The organism is Bacteroides sp. RTP21281st1_H5_RTP21281_210402 (genome assembly GCF_040918965.1).
Taxonomy (GTDB): domain Bacteria; phylum Bacteroidota; class Bacteroidia; order Bacteroidales; family Bacteroidaceae; genus Bacteroides; species Bacteroides congonensis.
The window spans coordinates 135,585-159,907 of the sequence record NZ_JBCOWR010000011.1 but is presented as its reverse complement, the minus strand read 5'-3'; the positions used below and the strand labels follow the sequence as shown (position 1 = coordinate 159,907).

18 protein-coding genes, 1 tRNA gene and 2 pseudogenes are annotated in these 24,323 nt (G+C 44.2%); 11 read left to right on the top strand and 10 right to left on the bottom strand.

All coding sequences use genetic code 11. The annotated features are described in order from the left end of the window. Positions 1 to 84: 84 nt before the first annotated feature. The 7 genes and pseudogenes from mnmD to AB5443_RS16595 all read left to right on the top strand — a co-directional run bounded on the left by mnmD (position 85) and on the right by AB5443_RS16595 (position 8,527). A complete protein-coding gene (mnmD, locus tag AB5443_RS16625) occupies positions 85 to 831 on the top strand; it encodes a tRNA (5-methylaminomethyl-2-thiouridine)(34)-methyltransferase MnmD (protein WP_333699039.1) in 747 nt (248 codons plus the stop codon). A 44-nt stretch (positions 832 to 875) separates the two neighbouring features. Further along, positions 876 to 1,805 carry a zinc ABC transporter substrate-binding protein gene (locus AB5443_RS16620; protein ID WP_368113722.1) on the top strand — a complete coding sequence of 310 codons (930 nt, stop codon included), beginning with the start codon at positions 876 to 878 and terminating at the stop codon, positions 1,803 to 1,805. Between the two features lie 55 nt (positions 1,806 to 1,860). Continuing rightward, positions 1,861 to 2,628, top strand: a complete 768-nt coding sequence (locus AB5443_RS16615) for a metal ABC transporter ATP-binding protein (protein ID WP_073346987.1) — start codon at positions 1,861 to 1,863, stop codon at positions 2,626 to 2,628. 307 nt (positions 2,629 to 2,935) lie between these two features. Beyond that, a pseudogene (locus AB5443_RS16610) lies at positions 2,936 to 4,891 on the top strand (DUF2723 domain-containing protein); the annotation flags it as partial. Positions 4,892 to 5,065: 174 nt separating this feature from the next. Then, positions 5,066 to 6,499, top strand: a pseudogene (locus AB5443_RS16605) (hypothetical protein); the annotation flags it as partial. 111 nt (positions 6,500 to 6,610) lie between these two features. Further along, positions 6,611 to 7,225 carry a polysaccharide deacetylase family protein gene (locus AB5443_RS16600; protein ID WP_022138878.1) on the top strand — a complete coding sequence of 205 codons (615 nt, stop codon included), beginning with the start codon at positions 6,611 to 6,613 and terminating at the stop codon, positions 7,223 to 7,225. Between the two features lie 522 nt (positions 7,226 to 7,747). Beyond that, on the top strand, positions 7,748 to 8,527 hold the full coding sequence (locus AB5443_RS16595) for a hypothetical protein (RefSeq protein ID WP_195407762.1): 780 nt from the start codon (positions 7,748 to 7,750) through the stop codon (positions 8,525 to 8,527). Positions 8,528 to 8,902: 375 nt separating this feature from the next. Here AB5443_RS16595 and AB5443_RS16590 read toward each other — a convergent pair whose 3' ends face one another. From AB5443_RS16590 to AB5443_RS16570, 5 genes are read right to left on the bottom strand one after another with little or no spacing between them, the layout of a single operon-like run. Continuing rightward, complete coding sequence (locus AB5443_RS16590; protein ID WP_368113720.1) at positions 8,903 to 9,967, bottom strand: BACON domain-containing protein; 1,065 nt, start codon at positions 9,965 to 9,967, stop codon at positions 8,903 to 8,905. 6 nt (positions 9,968 to 9,973) lie between these two features. Continuing rightward, complete coding sequence (locus tag AB5443_RS16585) at positions 9,974 to 11,191, bottom strand: DUF4302 domain-containing protein (RefSeq protein ID WP_333699908.1); 1,218 nt, start codon at positions 11,189 to 11,191, stop codon at positions 9,974 to 9,976. 13 nt (positions 11,192 to 11,204) lie between these two features. Next, the gene (locus AB5443_RS16580; protein WP_044654061.1) at positions 11,205 to 12,086 is read right to left on the bottom strand and encodes a putative zinc-binding metallopeptidase; all 882 of its coding nucleotides are present in this window, start codon (positions 12,084 to 12,086) and stop codon (positions 11,205 to 11,207) included. Between the two features lie 13 nt (positions 12,087 to 12,099). Further along, on the bottom strand, positions 12,100 to 13,677 hold the full coding sequence (locus tag AB5443_RS16575; RefSeq protein WP_368113719.1) for a RagB/SusD family nutrient uptake outer membrane protein: 1,578 nt from the start codon (positions 13,675 to 13,677) through the stop codon (positions 12,100 to 12,102). A gap of 16 nt (positions 13,678 to 13,693) precedes the next feature. Further along, complete coding sequence (locus AB5443_RS16570) at positions 13,694 to 16,825, bottom strand: SusC/RagA family TonB-linked outer membrane protein (RefSeq protein ID WP_195407783.1); 3,132 nt, start codon at positions 16,823 to 16,825, stop codon at positions 13,694 to 13,696. A 1,078-nt stretch (positions 16,826 to 17,903) separates the two neighbouring features. Between AB5443_RS16570 and AB5443_RS16565 the strand changes: the two genes are divergently transcribed. Continuing rightward, positions 17,904 to 18,125, top strand: a complete 222-nt coding sequence (locus AB5443_RS16565) for a carboxypeptidase-like regulatory domain-containing protein (protein ID WP_044657265.1) — start codon at positions 17,904 to 17,906, stop codon at positions 18,123 to 18,125. A 157-nt stretch (positions 18,126 to 18,282) separates the two neighbouring features. Here the strand turns inward: AB5443_RS16565 and AB5443_RS16560 are convergent, their stop codons facing one another. The 3 genes from AB5443_RS16560 to kduI all read right to left on the bottom strand — a co-directional run bounded on the left by AB5443_RS16560 (position 18,283) and on the right by kduI (position 21,312). Next, on the bottom strand, positions 18,283 to 19,524 hold the full coding sequence (locus AB5443_RS16560; RefSeq protein ID WP_368113718.1) for a DUF4861 domain-containing protein: 1,242 nt from the start codon (positions 19,522 to 19,524) through the stop codon (positions 18,283 to 18,285). A 100-nt stretch (positions 19,525 to 19,624) separates the two neighbouring features. Next, positions 19,625 to 20,428 carry a gluconate 5-dehydrogenase gene (locus tag AB5443_RS16555; RefSeq protein WP_044655860.1) on the bottom strand — a complete coding sequence of 268 codons (804 nt, stop codon included), beginning with the start codon at positions 20,426 to 20,428 and terminating at the stop codon, positions 19,625 to 19,627. Positions 20,429 to 20,469: 41 nt separating this feature from the next. Continuing rightward, positions 20,470 to 21,312 carry a 5-dehydro-4-deoxy-D-glucuronate isomerase gene (gene kduI / locus AB5443_RS16550; RefSeq protein WP_368113717.1) on the bottom strand — a complete coding sequence of 281 codons (843 nt, stop codon included), beginning with the start codon at positions 21,310 to 21,312 and terminating at the stop codon, positions 20,470 to 20,472. A 483-nt stretch (positions 21,313 to 21,795) separates the two neighbouring features. On the opposite strand from kduI, the gene AB5443_RS16545 reads away from it, so the two are divergent. From AB5443_RS16545 to AB5443_RS16535, 3 genes are all read left to right on the top strand, one after another. Further along, the gene (locus AB5443_RS16545) at positions 21,796 to 22,287 is read left to right on the top strand and encodes a hypothetical protein (protein ID WP_195662013.1); all 492 of its coding nucleotides are present in this window, start codon (positions 21,796 to 21,798) and stop codon (positions 22,285 to 22,287) included. A gap of 589 nt (positions 22,288 to 22,876) precedes the next feature. After that, entirely contained in the window at positions 22,877 to 23,425 is a 549-nt protein-coding gene (locus AB5443_RS16540) for a hypothetical protein (protein ID WP_195407749.1), read from the top strand. Between the two features lie 17 nt (positions 23,426 to 23,442). Beyond that, complete coding sequence (locus AB5443_RS16535) at positions 23,443 to 23,763, top strand: helix-turn-helix transcriptional regulator (RefSeq protein WP_195407748.1); 321 nt, start codon at positions 23,443 to 23,445, stop codon at positions 23,761 to 23,763. Here the strand turns inward: AB5443_RS16535 and AB5443_RS16530 are convergent. Together AB5443_RS16530 and AB5443_RS16525 are read right to left on the bottom strand one after the other, a co-directional pair. Continuing rightward, positions 23,738 to 24,019 carry an Arm DNA-binding domain-containing protein gene (locus tag AB5443_RS16530; protein ID WP_195407747.1) on the bottom strand — a complete coding sequence of 94 codons (282 nt, stop codon included), beginning with the start codon at positions 24,017 to 24,019 and terminating at the stop codon, positions 23,738 to 23,740. The genes AB5443_RS16535 and AB5443_RS16530 overlap by 26 nt on opposite strands. A gap of 213 nt (positions 24,020 to 24,232) precedes the next feature. Continuing rightward, positions 24,233 to 24,303, bottom strand: a tRNA-Gln gene (locus AB5443_RS16525). Positions 24,304 to 24,323 lie beyond the last annotated feature (20 nt).

The window sequence follows — 24,323 nt, the reverse complement described above, 5'->3', positions numbered from 1 at the left end:
TTTTAAGCATCAGGTATTATAAGTATTAGGTATTAAGTGTAAAGTATTAGATATCAAGCATTATCAGGTAACAGAGATTGCGTAATGGAAAGAATTATTGAGAAAACCGAGGACGGGAGTGCTACCCTATTTGTACCGGAATTGAATGAACATTATCATTCAACGAAAGGAGCACACACGGAATCTCAGCATATCTTCATTGATATGGGGCTGAAAGCTTCTGCCGCCATCTCTCCGCGCGTTCTTGAGATAGGTTTCGGAACAGGACTGAATGCCTGGCTCACTCTCAAAGAAGCAGAGAAAAGCGGCCGGAACGTACACTATACAGGCTTGGAACTATATCCTTTGGAATGGCAGACAGTGGAGCAGCTTAACTATGTTCCGAACGATGAACAAGTAACAGTAAACGGCGAACAGCAAACGGCTATCGAACTTTTCAAGCAACTCCACACATCTTCCTGGGAAGAAGAGGTACACCTTACTCCACACTTCACTTTACGGAAAGTAGAGACGGACGTCAACGAATGGACAATGAATAATGAAAAATGGGCAATAACCAATAACGAAACCCGTTCTCCATTATCGACTATTGATAACTCATATGACCTCGTCTACTTCGACGCCTTCGCCCCGGAAAAGCAACCGGAAATGTGGTCGCAAGAACTATTCAACCGTCTTTATGTTTTATTAGCTAAAGACGGCATCCTCACCACTTACTGCGCAAAAGGCATTGTACGACGAATGTTGCAGACAGCCGGATTCATCGTAGAACGTCTTCCGGGCCCTCCGGGCGGTAAACGGGAGATATTACGCGCCTGTAAACAAGAGTAAAAACAAGATAAGATAAAAAGAAACCCTCGAAATAAAAGAAAGCCATGAAAAAACAACTAAAAGATATGAGAACGCTTCTTCTCCTTGGTTCCTGCCTGCTACTGGCAGCCTGCACAGGACGTGCGTCCAAAAGCAATAACGGCGATGGAGAAAAGCCGGTGATTACCGTCACACTCGAACCCCAGCGTTATTTCACCGAAGCCATCGCAGGAGACAAGTTCAAGGTAGTCAGCATGGTTCCCAAAGGTTCCAGCCCGGAGACATACGACCCTGTCCCCCAACAACTCGTTTCCCTCGGAGATAGCAAAGCCTATTTCCGCATCGGATACATCGGCTTCGAACAGGCATGGATGGAGCGCCTGATGAACAATACGCCCCATATCCAAGTATTCGATACTTCCAAAGGCATCGACCTTATCCTTAACAACGGCGACCATGACCACGGACACGGACATGGCCCTCGTGACGGACATACCCACGCCGTAGAGCCCCATGTATGGAATTCTACCACCAATGCATTAATCATCGCCGGAAACACCTACAAAGCCCTCAGCCAACTGGATAAAGCCAACGACGCATACTACATGGCACGTTACGACTCCCTCTGCCAACGTATCCAACATACCGACAGCCTGATTCGCCAACAACTCTCCGCACCGGAAGCCGCCAAAGCCTTTATGATTTACCATCCGGCACTCTCCTACTTCGCCCGCGACTACGGATTGCATCAGATTTCTATCGAAGAGGGTGGCAAAGAGCCTTCTCCCGCCCAGCTGAAAGAACTGATAGACCTCTGCCAGACCGAAGATGTGCGCGTCATCTTCGTTCAACCGGAATTTGACAAACGCAATGCGGAAACCATCGCGCAGCAAACCGGAACAAAGGTTGTCCCCATCAATCCGTTAAGCTACGACTGGGAAGAAGAAATGCTGAATGTAGCCAAAGCACTTGCCCCGCAAACAGCTACAAAGTAGATGCAAGCAGCCGCAAAGTAGAAGTATAAAGAATAAAAAACAGCCATTTCCAACAATGAAACCCATAATCGAAATAAAGAATCTTTCTGCCGGATATGACGGCCGCACTGTTCTCCACGACGTCAACCTGAACGTCTACGAACGGGATTTTCTGGGTATTATCGGCCCCAACGGCGGCGGCAAGACGACACTTATCAAGTGTATCCTCGGCCTGCTGCCCCTCACAGGGGGAGAAATCATCTTTCACACTCCTGCAGAAAAGGCTTCCAACACCCAACTTTCACTTGGCTATCTGCCGCAATACAGCACCATCGACCGTAAATTCCCGATTTCGGTGGAAGAAGTTATCCTGTCAGGATTGAGCATACAAAAGTCCCTTATCTCCCGATTTACGCCCGAACAGAAAGAAAAAGGGAAAGAAATCATCGCCCGCATGGGGCTAGAAGGTCTTGAACACCGCTCTATCGGACAACTCAGCGGCGGACAATTACAACGTGCCCTATTGGGGCGTGCCATCATCTCCGACCCCGCAGTCCTGATCCTCGACGAGCCAAGCACGTATATCGACAAGCGTTTCGAAGCCCGTCTATATGAACTGCTGGCAGAAATCAATAAAGATTGCGCCATTATCCTTGTCAGCCATGACATCGGCACAGTGCTCCAACAAGTAAAATCCATCGCTTGTGTCAATGAAACACTGGATTATCACCCCGATACGGTTGTCACCACTGAATGGCTGGAGAAGAATTTCAACTGCCCCATCGAACTGCTCGGACACGGGACATTGCCGCACCGCATTCTGGGCGAGCATCACCATCACTAAAGATGCAATACTTGGGCTTTCAACCATTCATACCTTAAAAATCAGCTATTAGCACCTTGAAAATCAGCTATTAATAGCCGGCCTCTCAAGTGTTAATACCTGAAGTCCCAAGTGTTAATACCTGACAACTCAAGTATTAACACCTGACAACCTTATCTATTAATACCTGTCGCGGGATTTATATTTATTATCACCCAAAGAGTCTCCTTATACTTAATAAATCTTACTTTCTTCTCCTATATACAGGTAAATCACTATCTTTGCGACCGCGTAACTTGTTTTTAACGAATAAACTACCATAGTGCTAATGAAACAGTACAGAACCGTAAACAACCTCATGGGTTGGCTTACATTCATCATTGCGGCGACAGTCTATTGTCTCACGATAGAGCCGACCGCAAGTTTCTGGGATTGCCCTGAGTTTATAACCACCGGCTACAAACTGGAAGTCGGTCACCCGCCCGGCGCACCTTTCTTCATGCTGATGGCGAATCTGTTTACCCAATTTGCTTCCGACGTTACCACCGTTGCGAAAATGGTGAATTATATGAGTGCCCTGATGAGCGGCGCCTGTATCCTGTTCCTCTTTTGGAGCATCACCCACCTGGTTCGCAAACTGATTGTCACTGACGAAAACAATATCACCCAAGGACAGCTTGTCACCATCATGGGCAGCGGACTGGTCGGCGCACTGGTCTATACGTTCAGCGACACATTCTGGTTCTCGGCCGTAGAAGGTGAAGTATATGCTTTCTCTTCCCTGTTTACCGCAGTCGTTTTCTGGCTGATTCTGAAATGGGAAGACGTAGCCGACCAACCTCACAGCGACCGTTGGATTATCCTCATCGCTTATCTGACGGGATTAAGTATCGGCGTGCACTTGCTGAACCTGCTCTGCCTGCCTGCCATCGTACTGGTATATTACTACAAAAAGACTCCGAATGCCACCGCCAAAGGCTCGTTACTGGCACTCGTCGGTTCCGGCGTACTCGTAGCCGCCGTGCTCTACGGCATCGTACCGGGCATCGTGAAAGTAGGCGGCTGGTTCGAACTGCTGTTCGTCAACGGACTCGGCATGTCGTTCAATTCCGGCGTAGTCGTTTACATAATCCTGCTTGCGGCTTCTCTTATTTGGGGTGTATACGAAAGTTATACCGAAAAGAACAAGATGCGCATGGCTATCTCCTTCATCCTGACGATTACCCTGCTCGGTATCCCATTCTACGGACACGGAGCAAGCAGTATCGTTATCGGTATTCTGGTTATCGCCGCATTGGGGCTTTATCTTGCTCCGCAAATGCAGGCCAAAATCAAAGAGAAATGGCGTATTTCCGCCCGCACCATGAATACGGCATTGCTGTGTACCATGATGATTGTCATCGGATATTCCTCTTACGCACTAATCGTTATCCGTTCTACCGCCAACACTCCGATGGATCAGAACTCACCGGAAGACATCTTCACGTTGGGCGAATACCTTGGCCGCGAACAGTACGGAACACGTCCGTTATTCTACGGCCCTGCTTTCTCTTCGAAAGTGGCTCTCGACGTAAAAGACGGATATTGCGTTCCCCGCCAATCGGAAACGGGAAGCAAATATGTCCGCAAGGAAAAGACCTCACCGGACGAAAAGGACTCTTATATCGAACTCCCCGGACGTATCGAATACGAATATGCGCAGAATATGCTCTTCCCGCGTATGTACAGCTCGTCACACGCCCCGCTCTACAAGCAATGGGTAGACATCAAAGGCTATGACGTGCCTTACGACCAGTGCGGGGAAATGGTAATGGTAAATATGCCCACCCAATGGGAGAATATCAAGTTCTTCTTCTCCTACCAGTTGAACTTCATGTACTGGCGTTACTTCATGTGGAACTTTGCCGGACGGCAGAACGACATACAGAGCACCGGAGAAATAGAACATGGCAACTGGATTACCGGCATTCCGTTCATCGACAACCTGCTCGTAGGCAATCAGGAATTGCTCCCACAGGATCTCAAGGATAACAAGGGGCATAATGTATTCTACTGCCTGCCGCTGATTCTCGGCCTGATAGGGCTATTCTGGCAGGCTTACCGAAACCAGCGTGGTATCCAGCAGTTCTGGGTAGTATTCTTCCTGTTCTTTATGACAGGTATCGCCATCGTGCTCTACCTCAACCAAACGCCCGCACAGCCCCGTGAACGTGACTACGCATATGCCGGCTCGTTCTATGCCTTTGCCATTTGGATAGGTATGGGAGTGGCAGGACTGATCCAGTGGTGCTCAAGAATGAAGCCCGAACAGCGCCTTATCGCAGGAGCAACGGAAGAAGAAGCGGAGAAGATAAGAAGAACGCTGGAAGATAAAAGAGCGAAGTTTATTACAGAGGAAGAAGAAGCGGAATTGCAACATAAACTTGATTCTCTGTACGAAACCTACGTTCCATACAAGCCATCTGCGGCAATGGCGTGCAGCCTTTCCATCATTTGTCTGCTTGTCCCCATACAAATGGCAAGCCAAACTTGGGACGACCACGACCGTAGCGGACGCTTCGTAGCCCGCGACTTCGGCCAGAACTACCTGATGACCTTGCAGGAAGAAGGCAACCCGATAATCTACACCAACGGTGACAACGATACTTTCCCATTGTGGTACAATCAGGAAACGGAAGGCTTCCGCACGGACGCCCGTACCTGCAACCTGAGTTACCTGCAAACCGACTGGTACATCGACCAGATGAAGCGTCCGGCATACGATTCTCCATCGCTTCCTATCACCTGGGACCGCGTACAGTACGTAGAAGGACAGAATGAATATATCTCTATCCGCCCGGAAATGAAAGCCCTTATCGACAGCTACTTCAAACAAGCCAATGAACTGGCTGCACAGGGAGACACGACCATACTGTCGCTCGTTCATTCCATCTTCGGCGAGAATCCTTATGAACTGAAGGAAATCATCAACCGCTGGATGCTTGGCAAGAACGACCAGTTGAAGGAGCTTCTCAAAAAGTCCGGTAAGGATATACAATTACCGCTTATCCCTACGGACAGCATCGTAATGAAGATAGACAAGGAAGCCGTACGCCGCTCCGGCATGAAGATACCGGAAGCATTGGGCGACTCCATCCCCGAATACATGACCATCACCTTGAGAGACGCCAACGGCAACCCGAAACGTGCCCTCTACAAGAGCGAACTGATGATGCTCGAAATGCTTGCCAACGCTAACTGGGAACGTCCTATCTACATGGCAATCACCGTAGGCAGCGAGAACCACCTCGGCATGGGCAACCACTTCACACAAGAAGGTCTCGCCTACCGCTTCACTCCGTTCGATACGGACAAGCTCGACAGCAAGATAGACAGTGAGAAGATGTACGACAACCTGATGAACAAGTTCAAGTTCGGTGGCATCGACAAACCGGGTATCTACATCGACGAGAACGTAATGCGCATGTGCTACACACACCGTCGTGTCTTCACACAGCTCGTAGGACAACTCATCAAAGAAGGCAAGAAAGACAAGGCTCTTGCAGCCCTTGACTATGCCGAAAAGATGATTCCGGCCTACAACGTACCGTACGACTGGGCGAACGGCGCTTTCCAAATGGCGGAATCTTATTATCAACTGGAACAAACCGAGAAGGCCAACAAGATTATCGACGAACTTGCCAACAAGTCGCTCGAATACATGATTTGGTATCTCAGCCTGACTGATAGCCAACTTGCCATTGCCAGCGAGAATTTCGTATATAACGCCAGCCTGCTTGACGCCGAAATCCGCCTGATGGAGAAATACAAATCAGCAGAACTCGCAAAACACTACTCCGAACAGCTCGACCAACTATACAACGAGTATGTTACGAGAATGAAAGGGAAATAAGTAAGTATAAAGTATCAGGTATTAAGTATGAATCGCAGCTTTTAACCAGTTCTTCCGCACGGAATAATACTTAATGCCTGATACCTGATACTCAAAAAAATCACAAGCTCAATGTTTATAGAACAACCACCCTGGCTTTTACGGGCGTTGTATCCACAAGCAATCTTCCGTATGGACCCGAACGAACGGGCAGTCTACCTGACTTTTGACGACGGTCCTATTCCCGAAGTTACTCCCTGGGTACTGGATGTACTGGAAAAGCATTCTATCAAAGCTACCTTTTTCATGGTAGGCGATAATATACGCAAACACCCGGATGAATACCGGATGGTGGTGGAACACGGACACCGCATCGGCAACCACACCTTCAACCACATCCGCGGATTCGAATATTCCAACCCGGATTATCTGGCAAACGCCCGGAAAGTGGACGAAATTATCCATTCAGACCTTTTCCGTCCGCCACACGGACATATGGGATTCCGGCAGTATTATACGTTGCGCTATCATTACCGCATCATCATGTGGGACCTCGTAACCCGCGATTACAGTAAGCGGATGCGTCCGGAACAGGTACTGAACAACGTAAAGCGGTATGCCCGCAACGGTTCCATCATCACCTTCCACGACTCCCTGAAATCCTGGAATAACGGAAACCTGCAATATGCACTACCCCGCTCCATCGAATTCCTGAAAGAGGAAGGATATGAGTTTAAAGTATTCTGACCTGCAAGAATAAAGCCCCGTTTCTCGCAAGAGAATTCGAGAAAATATAAAAGCCGAAGCCCTACGCCCCGGCTTTTCTTCATTTAAAGCCACTTTCCGGCTCAAATCCGAAAGATTCCCGTTCTAGCTACCATCCGTCATCGTGACGCACATTCGTTCAATAAAGGACAAAAAAACAGCAAAATAGTGTATCTTTAAAAAGTCATGTATCATTATCGTCCCCTCCAAACTTATTTCTTTATAAATTTGCATAGGACTCTTTCGCAGAAAGCCTCCAGGTGGTGAGTCGGTTGTATAAGTGGGAATTCAGTAAAAACACCGTGAAACTAATTTATCATTATCCTAATGATAATAGCAATTCTTTCTTTCCAGAAAAGAAACTTTTACCGATTTCTTTCTTTTTCAGAAAGATAAAAAGTGAAAAAGCAAAGATTTCAAGTAACAATCATTGGTTATTCAAGAAACATTCAGTAATTTTATCAGCGATAATTACCAATCCTTTAGTTCCTTAAAAGAAGAACGATGTTTAGTAAACTCTTTAAGTCGAAGAAGACATATGAACCATTAGATTATACACTTCGAAAGTATTTCGAAAATAATATACTTTGCCTAATCGACTTCTTCCCTGAGCCTTCATTAGACAAGAGAAAAGTCTTTTTACCTTCCGAAGACGATATTCCAATAAAATGGAATAAATCAAAAACAAATGTGATAGAAGCCCTGAGAATAGTTTCTGAAGCCATGCAAATAAACCCTGATGAGATTGAAATGGATTTTTATATGGAAGGAATGACGGAATTAAATACAGGAACGACTCCTATTTTCCTGGAAAATCCTGCTGAGGAAGAACATACATCAGGATTATACTTTGATAAAAATGAAAATGGAAAATATGAGATTTCCATCAATGAAATAAACCTGGGAAATCCTGAAGCATTAATTGCCACTCTGGCCCATGAATTATGCCACATCAAGCTATTAGGAGAAAAGAAAATGGAAGAAAACGACGAATACATGACAGACCTTGCAACAGTATTCTTTGGATTCGGGGTTTTTACATCAAATGCTTCCTTCCAATTTTCTCAAGAATACGACAGGTGGGCATATAGTACGTCCGGCTATTTAAATCACAACGAATGGGCTTATTCATTAGCGCTATTTGCATTTCTCAGATATGAAGAGAATCCTGCCTGGAGTGAGTTTCTAAATCCAACAATAAAGAAAGAATTTCATAGATGTCTACGATATATACTTGAGAATGAGGAGGAAATATTCAAATTCAAAGAAATTGAAAACGACTGATAGACATTAAAAAGAGAAGGCACATTTTCAATCAAACGCACCTTCTCACAAAAGTTAAACTAAACCATATAACTCAAGAGAGATTATCTATTGGAGATATTCCGCAAATAGCTCAATATTAGATAAAAGTTATGGATATCTCACATTTTAATTTATAAGTAAAGCAAGAATGTCCTGAAACAGAATCCTACTATCCGAGTTCATGAGAAATTTGCACCCTAAAACGTACGCCCATGTTGGGCGTACTAAAAAGAAACAGCCGTTTTATCACAAAACGGCTGTTCCGAAATAATTAATGTAAAGCTAAACCTTCCTTAAGGGTCATTATATGATTTAGCTTTTTAAGCGCGCTCGCTTTATACTATTCAAAACATGTTATTTCAAGGACTTTTGCATCGTAAAAACGGGGAACAGAATCGGGTGTCCCTGATAACTGCTGCCTTTGAAAAATCCGATGACAAAGAATAAGCCCGCATCGTCATAAGTCAGAGTGACCACTCCGTTTTTGATGGAGGGAACAAGAGCAATCGTTGCCTCCAAATATAAACCTCCATCCTGACTGGCAGCAATGACGGATCCGTTCACTCCACCGCCTATGCCTATATCTTGGGGAAGAGGAGTGGTAACTAGAAATTCGCCTTTGTCATAAACGGCAGTCAATTCCATCGTTAGACCCTCTGCAAGCATATCCATTGGAACGGTAATTAGATATTCACCCTCCGTCTCGCTCTTCTCAATTGTTGTGCCAGCTAATGAGAACAAACCGGAAATTCCGAAGTCTTCTCCTATGACTTGTGTTTTTCCTTCCCATGTACCCACGTAATCGGCAACACAGCATTGTATGACTGTATATTCCACTTCACGATTGTTCATCTTGGCCTTGAAGGAGACAGTGCGGCGGCTGGCTGTTGCATTCTCCTGCACGGACAGCTTGAATCCGGTATCTGTCACTTCTCCTGTTATCCATTGCTTGGCAGCTTCAGGAATATCAATCTCAATAGGGAACGTTCCGGATGTCTCCACAAACACGTCACCTGCAATGTCTCTTACAAATAGCGTTGTTTCGTTTTGATTATAGATCCACACGGCACCTTGTTGCAAAATGGCTACTTTCCGGTTTGTTTGGCCATCCGACAATATGATGGCGGCCGTACGGCTCGGATATCCTGCATTCACGTCTACCGTTACTATCACTTTATTGCCCGTAATCTCCTTTATTCGGCACCAGTCAGCATCTACACTGGCTTTTATTTCTGCACCTTCCGATATAAATTCTACGGTTGCTTCACCACCCTTGGCCGACAAATCGATGTTGGTGGACTGGGTTATCTCAAATTTCGGCGTAGGAATCAGATGGTCATTATCTTCTTCAGAGCATGCAACTACTACTAATAAGCTACACAACGCCAAGCATAATGTATATATATTCTTTATTCTCATAACCTTTTATTGTTTAACCATTTTTTTTACGTAAGGGATTTGGAAAATACTTTGGTGTGTCTTCAAGTCATAGGCGATGAATGAATCTGTATTGCCCCATACTCCGTTATCTTTAAAGTTAATGACACCATTCTCGTCATTGATGCCAACCATTCCGGCTCCGGACTGATTGGTAAGACTTCCGCCAGCAGCAAGCCCCCAGACACACAGATAAACGCTACCATACAGAGGCTGTGTCAGAAGAGTTATTCTGCCGTAAGCAGCATCATAAGTCATCAGAATATCGTTGGGAAATCCTGACATGGTATAGAGTGTGTTGAAAGGATCGTTTTCTACACGGCTAAGAGTGACCCTTTTCGTACTGTTGTAATAAAACAGATATGTTCCCAAGTATTCATCATATGCCTTATATCCTTCTGGAATGAAGGCTTCCATGGCTATATCTCCGTTCACGTAGGCCTTTCTTTCTTTATCCCAGGTCAATGACTGCATCTGTGCATTACCCAAATCTATCGGTTCGTAGAACTTGATTCCATCCGGGGTGTAGACAAACGGAAGATCTTCCTGTGTGCCATCTTCGTGGGTTAGCACAAATTTATGGTACAGTTGTTCCACATCATATTTCTTTTCAGCTCCTACTTTTACGTCATACAGGGCAGGAGAGGCTTCTTTGGTCACTGCCTTGACTTCGTCCAGATACTCTTTCCATGTTTTGTTTTCAGGCAGTGGAGTCATCAACATCGTTGTCCCGGTCTTTTTACCTTTGAGCGTCACTTTCTCCGGAGTACACTCCAGAATGAGGAATTCATAATCCCCCTCCATTCCTTTACCCGAACTACCGATGCCGAAATTATTGAGAGGTTCGGAGAATAGGTGGAATATCTCATTGTACGTATCGAAAGTCAACGTCGGACCTGTGCTCTGCTTTACGTCATACTGACTGATCACTTTCTTGTCACTGGCAAAGAGGTCGCACGACACTGTCGCGTTCTTCTTATCGTCGAAAGAAGTCAGGATGGTATATCCTCCATACATCTTAGTGGGAGACGGGTAATATTCAATCACCCATCCGTTTTTGGCGCTTTGCAATATGTTCAAGTCTTCTTTGATGGCTTCGCTGATGCGTTCGGATGCCGTCTTGTTAAACAAGTCGTCCACTTCGGAAGAACATGCCGCAAAGGTAAAGACGGCCAGCAGAAGGCTGATTTTGTATAAATGTTTCATATAGTTCATGCTTTTAATCGTTCAGGTTTACCAAATCCAAGTTCATAATTTCCGAAGAACGCCGTTGGACAATGTCCCGCAGACTGTCCAAATCAATGTTCCACGTTTCTGCCATATAGGTGCGTGCCAATTCCAGCTTTTGCTCGATGTAGGCGGCTCCGTCACCGGCAGTCTCAATCTGCTCGTTCCACCAAGCCTTATCGTGAGTGACAAAGTTGGCTATCGTCTCGGCAAAGTCTTCGTGCACTTCGTTGCTGGCATAAGCCGTGATGAATCCTCTCTCCAAGGCTTGTTTATCTGTGTAGTTTACCCAGCTTCCCCCCGTATATTTACCGGTGGATATTTCGTAAAACTCCTGTGGAAACTCTATTGTCTGGTGCAATATATGCGCAAATTCATGGTGCATGGTCTTGAAGTACCAGAAGTTAAGCACTTCTATGTCCGGATTGTCCGGATTGAGAGCATTGACGTTGTATAGCGTGACTTTCAATCCGCCTTCTGCCGTACCCAGCACAATTTGTCCTTCTTCATAAGCCGGAGAACCAATTAAGTGAATCATCTTCGGACCGTATGTGCAGATGAATTCCCGGTCGTTGTTCATCACTTCGATGTAAGCGTCGATCCATAGGAACTTCACCAACTTGGCTATGGCTACTGATTTGCGGAATTCAGCCGGTACCAAGTTATATTTTTGGTCGGACTCATGGTCTTCCAGCCGGTATTTGAAGTCTACGTTATAGGGGTATACGTAGTTGTTCAGTAACCAGTTGTCGAATTCTGCTCTTTGGATGGCAGTACCTTCAAAGATACTCCGGTCGTTCAAGTCGTCTTCACTGCAAGCACTTAGCCCGCAAATGGCAAACAGGATTAAAGTTATATATTTAAAATAGTTCATACGTATTCTCTTTTTAATTGTTTCTAGGATTAGGTTGCATTCCCGCGTTGATAACCTCTTGAGGCAATTGGATGGCACGCCGCGGGTCGTCTTTTTTCAATACGGTAGACGAGCTTGTGGCATGGTTGTGAGAAAATTCAATGCCATAACGTTTCAGGTCATACCAGCGTATTCCCTCTTGGATTCCACCCAGCCGGCGCAACTGCAGAATCAGTTGAACGAGGTTCTCTTCCGTTCCGGCTGCTACGGTGAATCCTTCAGGGTTCAGTGTCTTCTTTACACTCCGTTGATCACGTGAATCGATTTTTGCGGGAGCATACGGAAGGGCGTCGTAATATTCATTTAAGGCAGATATCGTCAGGTCGCTTCCCGTATCTTGACTCATATCGCTGTTGTATACAATCCACTGGTTGATGTCGGCCAATGCCTGTGCATAGTTATGTTTTCCCACCGCATAGGCTTCCGCGCGACAAAGAAGTGTTTCGTCACCGCTGAACGTCACATTTACCGCGTGATTGAATCCAATACCGTTTGCTTTGTCCGTATATTCAAAATACGTTATCATCTTCGGGAATGGATTCTTTTGCTGGTTGGCGCTAATGAAGTATAGCAAACCTGAACCGCCTCTCCAGCTCCAGGGACCGTTGGTATCGATCGTTTCCGCACTGAATATTTCTCTCCCGTGGGCATAGCGTTCGTATATGCTATAAGGTCCGGCTATGTAGGCCCATTCCGAATAAACCGGGGATATCAACAAGTTGGCAGCTACTTTCTCCGAAATATATTTGGATGCGATGTCCTCCACTTGGCTCAACTCTCCGAAGTCTTCCGTCCAGTGGCGCAGAGAGGTGACGGGGTTACTTCCCAATACGACATCGGCATGTTCTATCACTTTGTCCCATTTTTGGGAGAAGAGGTAGAATCGCGCGGCGAATGCATTGGCTGCTTTTTTGTTGAAATGATATTTGGGAATACTGTAGATGGCATCCCTGATCAAGGGTAATCCTTTTGTGATATCCTGTTCTATTTGTTCATACGTCTGTGCCAATGTGCCTCGTTCATATGGGGCGAATACCTCTCTCTCGGGTGTTGTGCAGTAAGGTATTCCCAACTCCTTGTCTGCTGTCTGCGGATTGTAGGGCATGCAGAAAATATTTGCCAGTACGAAATGCGCATACGCCCGACACACCAAAGCTTCCCCTTTCTGGGCGGACAAGTTGTCGGGGTCTCCCAATTCTTCAATGCTTTTCAGTGCCTGGTTGGCCGAAGCAATGGCTTTGTAGCATGATTCCCACAGATCGTAAGGGCAATCACTGGACTCCCTGTCCGTGGGATCTTCCCACAAATATGTCTCTTCCTGTAGTTTCATGTCATCAAATCGGGCGCCGTTGTCCATCACATTGTCAGATGACATTTCCGCCATGAAAAACGGTGATCTGTCCGGATAGGCGGATACCAATAAGGTGGTGATCTTGTCACCTTTGTCAATTTCCGTGCGGCTGTCGGGCACCGTGTCAAGAAAATCGCTGCATGAAGACACGAATACCGACATTGAAGCAACCAGCAGGATATAAAGTCTATTCTTTTTCATAATGTATTGTCTCCTGTTAAATTCCTAATCTTAAAGTCAAAGTAAATTGTTTAGCCATAGGTACGGCTACACCACCGGTATTGAAGAACTCCGGATCTTGTCCGTTGAGTTTGTCGTCCGAGTAAATCAGGAATAGGTTAGTACCCTGAAGTTTCAGTGAAGCTGTAGAAAGCCCTACCCGATTTGCCCATGACTTGGGGAAATCATATGATAATGAGATTTCTTTCATACGGATGAAGTCTCCCTTTGCTATCCGTTCGGTAGAATAGTTGTATGCGTTGTAAGCGCGGCTTAGCCGGGTATCTTTCGTGTTCATCCGTTTATCGGCAATGGATGGAATGTTGGTCGTTTTTTCGTCTCCGGAAGTCATCCAACGGTTCTTGAATTCCTTCGGTGTAGCGTCCAAATCCGAATATTTATTATGGAAAGCCGGATCCAGACGTATCACATTGCCGAAAGAGTATGTGATGAACACATTCAGCTTGACCCCTTTGTAAGAGAACACGTTGCCGAAGCTACCGGTGATGGTGGGGTCGGTAGAGCCTTCGTATACTAAATGGGATTTGTGGTCACGGTCTTGAAAGTTAATGTTACTTGTGGTCAGTTCACCGGATTCATTGATGAACGTTGGTACACCCTCTTCGTTCAGTCCTTGGAAATCCATTGAGAAAAGGCTGCGCACCGGATAACCTTCCAAAGCGAATCCGCTGCCGCTGATCATTTCCATAATGGTAGAATTGGATTTGAGGTCGGTGACTTTATTTTTTGCTTTGGAGAAGATAAAATCCGTATTCCATTTGAAATCTTTCGTCACGATGTTACGTGTCGACAAGGTAAATTCCACTCCATGCGACCGCATACTGGCCATGTTGGCATACTTGGAAATCTGCCCTCCTACACCTACTGTATTTACGATGCCTATCAGGTCGTAGTTATTACGGCGGTACCAGTCAAAGGCTACATTGATACGGTTGTCGATGAAACCTATATCGGCTCCTATGTTCAGTTCATGCTTTTTTTCATAAGTCAGTCCGTTGTTTTCCAGCTCTTTAATTTGCAGTCCGGACTCTTGAACATTTGCGGTGGGTCGCCACGGGTTATAGCTGTTGATAATTGCCAGCGAGTTACTGACATTAGCCGGCCCCCTGTCTGCCGTCAGTGAGTAGGAGGCTTTCAGTGTGACATTGGAGAGTGTGGGGCGCAGGTTCTCAAACCATTTTTCTTCGTGCATATTCCATGCGCCGGATACGTTCCATGTAGGAAGCCAGCGTGCAGCCCGGCTTTTTCCCAGTTTGTTGGATCCTTCATAGCGAAGCGTGCCGTTGATGGTATATTTGCCTTTGTATGAGTAGGTTGCTGTCCCAAAGAAAGCCACTTCCCGCGAACGGGTTTCATCCACCGTATAATAATTAGAATTCTCCTCGTTCGCTTGTTTGAAATAGAGATAGTCGTAAGCCGGCAATAGTCCCATGCCATATTGCATACCTACTCCGTTGAACCAAGTTTTGTTACGGTTGGTGGAGTTCACTTCCATACCTCCAAAGGCGTTCAGGATATGGTCTTCGTTAAAGACGTCGTTGTAGCTTACGGTACCGCGGAAGTCGAAACTGTTCATCGCATATTTTGTTTCGCGATAGAAGCCACCGACGGGCATCACACTTTCCGGAAGTGTATTTACCTTGTCAGGGTCGGTATATAGCCACGGATTGGCTTTCTGCATCGTGGCATCATCCATAGCGCGGTATGCCCATGCCTGATTGGAGTAATCTTTCACGTAATGGTCTTGGGTTGTAGTAGAATATTTGTAAGCACCCAGGGCGGACAGTTCCACTTTGTGGACAGGTTTCCATTTCAACTCTGCCTGAAACTTCATATCTACTACATGGAGGTCCATATAGTTATTTTCCAATTCATTAAAGATATTGAACGGGGCATAATTACGTACATAATACTCATTGGAATCCATTGTACGTGAAGTATTCAGCGCAAACGAATAGGGATTGATGTCGAAATCCCGTTTCACTTCTCCGTTTACGGGGTCCGACTGCGAACCCAAGGTTCCCGGCGCTTCCTGTTTACGATAAGAAGCGTTACCAATCAGATTCAATGATACTTGTTTCGAAACATTGTAGAGTGCATTGATATTGGCGGTATAGCGTGAAACCTTGCTCTTCTTTGACCATCCCGGATCTATCATGGCACTAAGTGAGGTGTAATAGGATGCCTTTTCCGTACCGGTGGACATACTGACGGCATGGCTTTGGGATATGTTGTTGTCGAACAACAAGTCAAACCAATCCGTGTTATTGTATTCCGCCTGTTCGAGGAAGGCAATGCGTGCTTCCGGTGTATTTTCCAATCCGTAAGTCCCGTTTGTCGCATTATACTGGTTGATGAGGTGATACATTTTGCCATATACCCCACTGTTGGAGGCACGATACGAATCGGAAAAATTCAGGTAACCGGCTGCTTCCAAGTCCCTGTATACACTCATTTGCTCCTGAGAATCCATAATGTTGAAGTTCCGGTACTGAGGCTTCAGGCGCATCGTAAATTCACCGGTATAACTGATTTTGTTTGTTCCGGCTTTTCCTTTTTTGGTAGTGACTACGATAACACCTGCCATGGCCCGTGCACCGTAAATGGAAGTAGCTGAACCGTCTTTCAATATCTGAAAACTCTCAATGTCGTCGGCATTCAAACCTGCAATGGCCGAACTGATCAATGTTTCTGCATTACCGGAAGATAAATCATCAGCTCCTACTTCCGTCACATCTTCCATGATGACACCGTCTACTACCCACAGAGGTTTTGAACTACCATAAATGGAAGTAGCGCCACGAACACGAATCTTCGGTGCTGTACCGAATGTTCCTGACACATTTTGAACAGATACACCGGCTGCACGTCCTTCCAGGGCTCGGCTGACATCTGCAAGACCGTCCAATTTGGCATTTTCCGCCGAAATCTTAGTCGCTGCTCCCGTAAACAATCGCTTATCCATTTTCTGCATACCGGTGACCACAACCTCTTGCAATACTTCTGCATCGGGTTTCATTACAACTTTCATCGTCCCCGGTTTAATGGAGACTTCTTGCGTTTTCATACCGATATAGCTAATTTTCAAAGTTCTAGCAGAACTTAATATTAAAGAATATTTGTTTTACAAATTCGGGAATAATTGTCAATATAATAACCCAAACATAAAACTGTCAAAATGATATTCACTTCTCTTCAGCATGCAAATATTTTGGAAGTAGTACGATATAAATGATAAAAACGCAAGGATTCGGAGATAGGAAAATGCATGATGTATGTCAACTGTCAATTATTATATCAATAAAAATAAGAATATCTGTTTTATGTGTGAAATGGGAATGTAAAATCTTCAATACTCGTTTTATTTGTTAGTTTTGCCCCATTTATTTATAGGTAGCAACTAGAAAATAAAAAACTATTTTATAATTCTTCCAGTCCTTTATCAGCATAAAAATGAAAATAAAAGCTCCGTTTTCTTATTTCCATACAAGTGTATGACAGGAAATTAAGGTCTGATAACCTTTAAAAGGGGAAATGGCAGGTTGGCTATTACTTGCCAACATGTTGGATATAGTTTGCTGAAGTGTTGGATATATATATCCAATGTGTTGGGCATATATGTCTGACAGGCAGTGTATATATGTCCAACGTCTCCAATGTATATATCCTGGCCTTTTTTTCTATATACCGGATATTTTCGGGAAAGTACATGTTACCCATAATTGTGTTTATATTGCATAATGACAGAAATACCCTTATTTTACTACCATTTAAAACCCTTCATATTTTTATTGCTTATTTTCATATTTAAGGAAATGTCTTTAATGTCTCAAGTAGCTATTTTTCATCCTAATTTGTCCTCTTTGTAATTTGTTAAATTTTGGTTCTTTTGAAAATATCAATACTAGTTTTTATATAATTAAACCCATTTTTAAAAATATCACTATGTACTATTTATTTTCATAATATAGTGATGCACCTTATTAATAATAGCAATATGTTATCAAAAACAATCTATCCACTTCCTTTGAAAAATGATATTCACCACGTATCTTTCAAATTATCTTGCAATCAAATTGATATTTTTTTCATTGTTTTGCTTTGTTTTTAATAAAATGTGCTTATTTTTGCAAAAAGTATACAAGCAAATAGACAACTATTATATTAACTAAATATTTAGGGAGCGTATGAAAAGAAGATTTGTGTTGTTATTGGCCTGCTTATTGGCAGGAATTGGTCTAGCGATCGCCCAAACACCTAAAACAATCACAGGTGTTGTCATTTCGGAAGAGGACAACCAGCCTGTTGTAGGGGCATCCGTACTAGTAAAAGGCACGTCTATAGGAACTACTACCAACATGGATGGAAAGTTCACTATCAGCAATGCACCAAGTTCTGCTAGAACTTAATCACCTCCCAACACACCCGCACAACAAATATATACTCTCCCCTTCGCTCCTGTCTAGCAACCACACGATAGATTATTTCTACTAAAAAAGAATGGGAACTCCCATATAATTACAGGAATCCCCACTTTTCTACTATTTTCAGCTCTTATATCAGATACTAATATGCTACCGAAAGCGGAGCACGTAATTTTTGAGCATACTCAGCCATATATTTATTCCATACATCTGCCGTCTTGATGGCAGCTTTGTCCCAAGCAGAACCCCAGTAATAAGTATATTCAGAACCCGGCTCATATTCGCTGACAGCCAGTACATGACCGTCCGCTCCGCCGCGTTCTTTCTTCTCCGTTTCCGGGAAAAGAACTACTTTAGCATCTTTTACTTGCGCAGGGAATGCGGCGCCGACAAATATCTTGCCGTTTCCACCTTTCCGGTCGGTCGTAGGATCAACATAAGTGATGTAGCCGTTTGCGGCATCTGCTGCAACTATACCGTCCGGTTCACGCAGGACAAGTCCGGTAGTTACAGGCATGGCTTCCTTCAGGTTGGTATACGAAATTACTGCTTTGTTGAGGTATGAACCTGCATCCAAGGAGATGACACGCGTTTCCACCACATTGGAATCTCCACGAACTACCAATGGATTGAATTCCAGCTTCACAGTGAAACGCAACGGGCCGTTATCAAGGATTTCCTGTGTGCGATAGCAGTAAGGATAGATAATGGTATCACCTGCCATCAAAGCAGCCGTACCGCAACCCAATGTAGGACCTACGGCATAGCAGTCCATTCCGTAACCATGGTCGATATGGTAAGAGATGGAACGTCCCAGTTCTCCTGCCGCTTTCGGGTCTGTCTTTTTCAGTTCGGCTATCTTGGCACGCTTTTCCTTGTTCAGTTCTTCAGCGTACATACCTTCAAGAACCGGTTCCGTGGTGTTGTACTTCGTAAATAGGTCATAGCCGAAGCCGCGTTCGCCTCTTGCCTGCAAGGCAGGGCCATAGGCACGATAACCGCCAAGGTCATTCTCCCAGGCAACGTCGTCCAGACGTTCGGGGTAGTATTTGCCACAAGCAATTACGTTGAAAGGCTCCGGAGTGCCCTGCTGGATAGTATAAACGGCTGTGCCGTTAGCTGTCACCGCAGCCGGAAAAATAACTTTTTCGTCATATGTCACTTGGTAAGGCACTTGCCGGCCGTCGGCGTCAAGCACTACAATCTGTGCTGTATCTGCCAGTTTCAGTCTGGCAACTACATCGCTCATCGGTACTTCAACCATCTCCCCTGCACGTTCCAACGCCAGAGGATTGGTCACAGTGACCGTCATCGCCTGTTTGCTGTCCGCACAGGAAGCGAAGCCCATCAAAGCGGCGGCAAACAGAATAAATATCTTTTTCATGATTGGTTCTTATTTAAATAAAAATAAGGTGACAGATGAAAAGAGGATGCTCTTTGCCATTCTATCACCTTACCGGATTAGTTTTCTATCTTATCTTGTATTATTTCGGTTGTTTTCCGATATAAGCAAGGATACCACCGTCTACGTAAAGAACATGTCCGTTGACAGCGTTAGATGCTTCAGAAGCAAGGAATACGGCAGGACCTGTCAGTTCTTCAGGATCCAACCAACGGCCGGCCGGAGTCTTTGCACAGATGAATGAATCGAACGGGTGACGGCTTCCGTCTGCCTGTGGCTCACGAAGAGGAGCAGTCTGCGGAGTAGCGATGTAACCCGGGCCGATGCCATTACACTGGATGTTGTATTCACCATATTCAGAGCAGATGTTGCGAGTCAGCATCTTCAGACCACCCTTAGCGGCAGCGTAAGCAGATACAGTTTCACGACCCAGCTCAGACATCATAGAGCAGATGTTGATGATTTTACCGGCACGTTTTTCCATCATAGCAGGAAGAACAGCCTTAGCAACGATAAACGGAGCATTCAAGTCGATGTCGATTACACGACGGAAATCTGCAGCTTCCATTTCGTGCATAGGAACACGACGGATGATACCTGCGTTATTTACAAGAATATCAATTGTACCTACTTCTTTAGCGATAGTAGCAACCATAGCCTGTACAGCCGGTTCGTCTGTTACGTCACATACATAACCGTGAGCCTTGATACCCTTTTCTGCATAAGCAGCCATACCTTTGTCTACCAACTCCTGATTGATGTCGTTAAAACAAACAGTAGCGCCTTGTTCTGCAAAAGCAGAAGCGATAGCAAAACCGATACCATAAGAAGCACCTGTAACGAGAGCTACTTTACCTTTCAAAGAAAAATTCAAATACTGATTCATAATTTTTTTGTTATTAAATTAGGAAAACTTATTGTAGTTGTTTATTTCAAATCTGTTATTAATGAGAAGTCCTGATCGCCGTAGTCGAGGTTCTCGCCACCCATACCCCAAATAAAGGTATAGTTGTGGGTAGCGGCAGCCGAGTGGATAGACCATTCGGGCGAAAGAACCGCCTGGTCGCCCTTCATCCATACGTGACGCGTTTCGCCCACTTCGCCCATAAAATGGCAGATAGCGTAGTCTTCGGGGATTTCGAAGTAGAAATAGGCTTCCATACGACGGCTGTGCACGTGGGCAGGCATCGTGTTCCATACGCTTCCCGGAGCGAGTTCCGTCATACCCATCTGAAGTTGGCAGGTAGGCAATACCTGATTCACCAGCATCTTGTTGATGTTACGGTGGTTGGAACCTTCCAGTGAGCCCATTTCGGCTACTACTGCGTCGGCTTTCGTCACTTTACGGTCGGGGTAGTTGCGGTGTGCAGTCAGTGAGTTGAAGTAGAATTTGGCGGGATGTGCAGCATCCTTGCTTTCGAAAGTCACTTCACGGTCGCCCGAGCCCAGGTAAAGGGCTTCCTTATAATCTAGTTCAAATTCAGCATCGCCTGCTTTTACGATACCCGGGCCGCCTACGTTGTAAATACCCATCTCGCGGCGTGTCAGGAAGAAAGGAGCTTTCAGTGGGTCAATCGCTTCGAGCGTCAGCACCTCTCCTACCGGAAGAGCTCCACCTACTACCATGCGGTCGTACATGGAATATACCATATTCACTTCATTGGGGACAAATATCTTTTCGATTAAGAAATCTCTGCGGATTCTTGTAGTATCATAACTTTTTGCATCCTCGGGATGCGCAGCATAGCGAATTTCATAGTTCGTTTTCATACCTTATTTATTTATAGTTATTGAATAAACTCTCTTTCTACGTGCACACCGTTTGCGTACACGATGCAAAAATAGCAAAAGAAAACGGGTTTACCTTGCAATTTTGTTCCAATTATCCACCAAAAATGTCCAGAATTGTTGCAATGTACACTTTTTTAACGAACTATAATACGATTCGAAAGAGATTTTCACCTAATGAAAGGAAAAGCACATATGCTTTGGATTTTTTAGTATCCCGAAACAAAGCCATCAAAAAAGAAGCAGACTGAATGGTATCCAACCTGAATCATACCTTGGAGATTGAAAAAAGACAGGGAAACATATCCAAGATACAATATTCACATTATCAGACAATTATTTATCCATGTAGTATAGAAATAGTAGTCTGATTCTCCGTTTTCTTCATGCTGACGTATTCGATACGCTGTCCGGAATTTGAGCGGATAGCAAGAAAAGCTTTACTTTGCCCAAAAATAAAAAGCTATGAACCACTCCCTGCTAAAGAAAACAGTATTCAGTCTCCTGCTGGCGTGTAGCGTATGCATATCAGGATATGCCGCGTCCGTCCGGGTGACGCCTTCCTTCTCATACCATCCCGACTCTGTACGTATCATATTGGAAGAGGAACAACGTGCCGCATTCAATCATTTCTGGCAATTCGCCAATAAACAGACCGGAATGATTCACGCAGGCACGAATGTCAACAACAAGAATCTGACTACCGGAGGAAGCGGCTTCGGTGTCATGGTGACACTGACGGGAATAGAACGGGGATGGATTACCCGCAAAGAGAGATCGAAGCGTATTCTCACGCTTGCGCGCTACCTAAACAAAGCGGAACGCATAAAAGGAGTCTGGTCACACTGGATGAATGCGGAAGGGCAGCCGGTCAAGTTCGGCAAGCAGATAGAATCCGGCGACCTGGTGGAAACATCTTTTATGATGATGGGGCTTTATGCTTTCACCATTAAATAGTCCCGGCTATTGACTTTTCCCTTTTTATTTTGTATCTTTGAAGAACCAAAATAGGAGAAAAAGCAATATGAGTTATATAAAAATCAAGACATAATAGCACATTATCAAACATATATTTCCATATATGGAAGAACTACAATGGGAGAAAATCAGCAATGGTTTTCTCCCGTTTTGTTTATATTATTCACATAAAATCTTGAAATCCGCCAAAAATAGTTTTTAATAAACTCGGATACCGTTTATAATAAACCCTCCAACTATTTATTAAAAACTGTATCCGGGTTTATTATAGAACTGTAAAGATATTGTTGCTAACAAAAGACAGACTTATTCATAAATGAATAAAGCAATCATTAAAACAGTCAATCTTTCAAACAAATAACACATGATAGTTTTCTTACAACAGACAAACTATTACTGAAATCAAGATCACAAAAATGAGAAAATAAACGATTGGAATACTGATACCACTATTTACCATACAACTACTAAACCAAAATAAAAATCTATCCGTAAAACGAAATAATCAACTTATAAGTTGTATATCTCCCTCTTTTTTTGTACCTTTGTTACAACTAATAAAAAAGATATGATATTCGACAAGATTACTAGAGACGGAAGATTGTGGGCAGTTCGATTCGATGAAAATGACGATAACGAATTTATCAAAACGATTGACCAATGGGACGATGTACAATGGCTGCGCGCGTTTTTCATAGAGAACATTAATGATTTGATTGCCTATTTTAAAATATCTGATATAAACATCGCTATAAGCGATACGATTGACGATAGCGACCGCCTGCAACGTATCATTTTAGATATTTCTCCGGAAGCTGATTTAAACCGGATATTCCGCCCGTTGGATAACAATCAGATGTCCGATATCATGCTTCAGAAGGAAAAAGCAAGACTGAAACGCAAATTTGGTCATTCGTCATGGTTACGGCTATATGCTATCAAGTTGGTTTCCGGGATATATATCATTACGGGTGGGGCGATCAAATTGACGGCAACAATGCAGGAAAGAGAACATACAAGCAGGGAACTCGCTAAATTGGAACGTGTACGGAACTTCTTGTTGCAGGAAAATGTTATTGATGATACAGGATTTGTTGATTATATGACTGAACTTTAATTATAGGAGAAAAAAGTATGGATAATGACATGAAAACAACCATTGAGAAGTTGGAAAAATATGCATCTTCAACTCCTTCAAAATGGCGTGAAGCACTGGAAGCTAGACAGGAGAACAAAATGTGGCTCCGATATTCACAGCGCATAGCCATGTTGATGCTGGATAAAATGGACGAACTGGGGATAAACCAAAAGCAACTGGCAGAAATGATGAGTTGCAGCCAACAGTATATCTCGAAAATATTGAAAGGACGGGAAAATCTTTCATTGGAAACTCTTTCCAAAATAGAAAGAGCGTTGGGTATCTCTATTATCAAAGAAGAACAGGTAGCTGTATAACTCTAAGGGGATATAATACAGAAAACTGATAGCGGATTTGTCCGGGCAAGTTGTTGCAGCTCGGGAAAAGTTTTATATCTTCGATGCGGGTATTTGCATCCCTGTCCACTTCTGTCTTTCCTGTAGACTTTTGCGCCGCAGCATTCCAATTTCGCGCTCGTACTTTACAATTGAGAGGAAATTCGTATCTTTGTCCTCGGATGGTTATCCGGCAAAATAACGATGCTTCGGCATCACTCTGTTTATTCCTACGCATCAGGAATAAAACGTTAAAAGTTCTTTTTTTCTGTTCCATGTTCCATGTTTTTGCTGGAACTTCAAAAAAGAATTGATTTTAACCGGATAATGTCTCCCGATAAATCTCCCGAATGAGCGTCAACTTTTTTCGGAAGAGCTTATTAAAGGATACAAAAAAACCCGCAAAATAACGTTTTTTGCGGGTTTTTACTTGTAATAAACTGGAAAGTTGTTGTCCTACCAAGATTCGAACTTAGACAAACAGAACCAAAAACTGTTGTGCTACCATTACACCATAGGACAAACTCAGAGTGCTTTCTGTT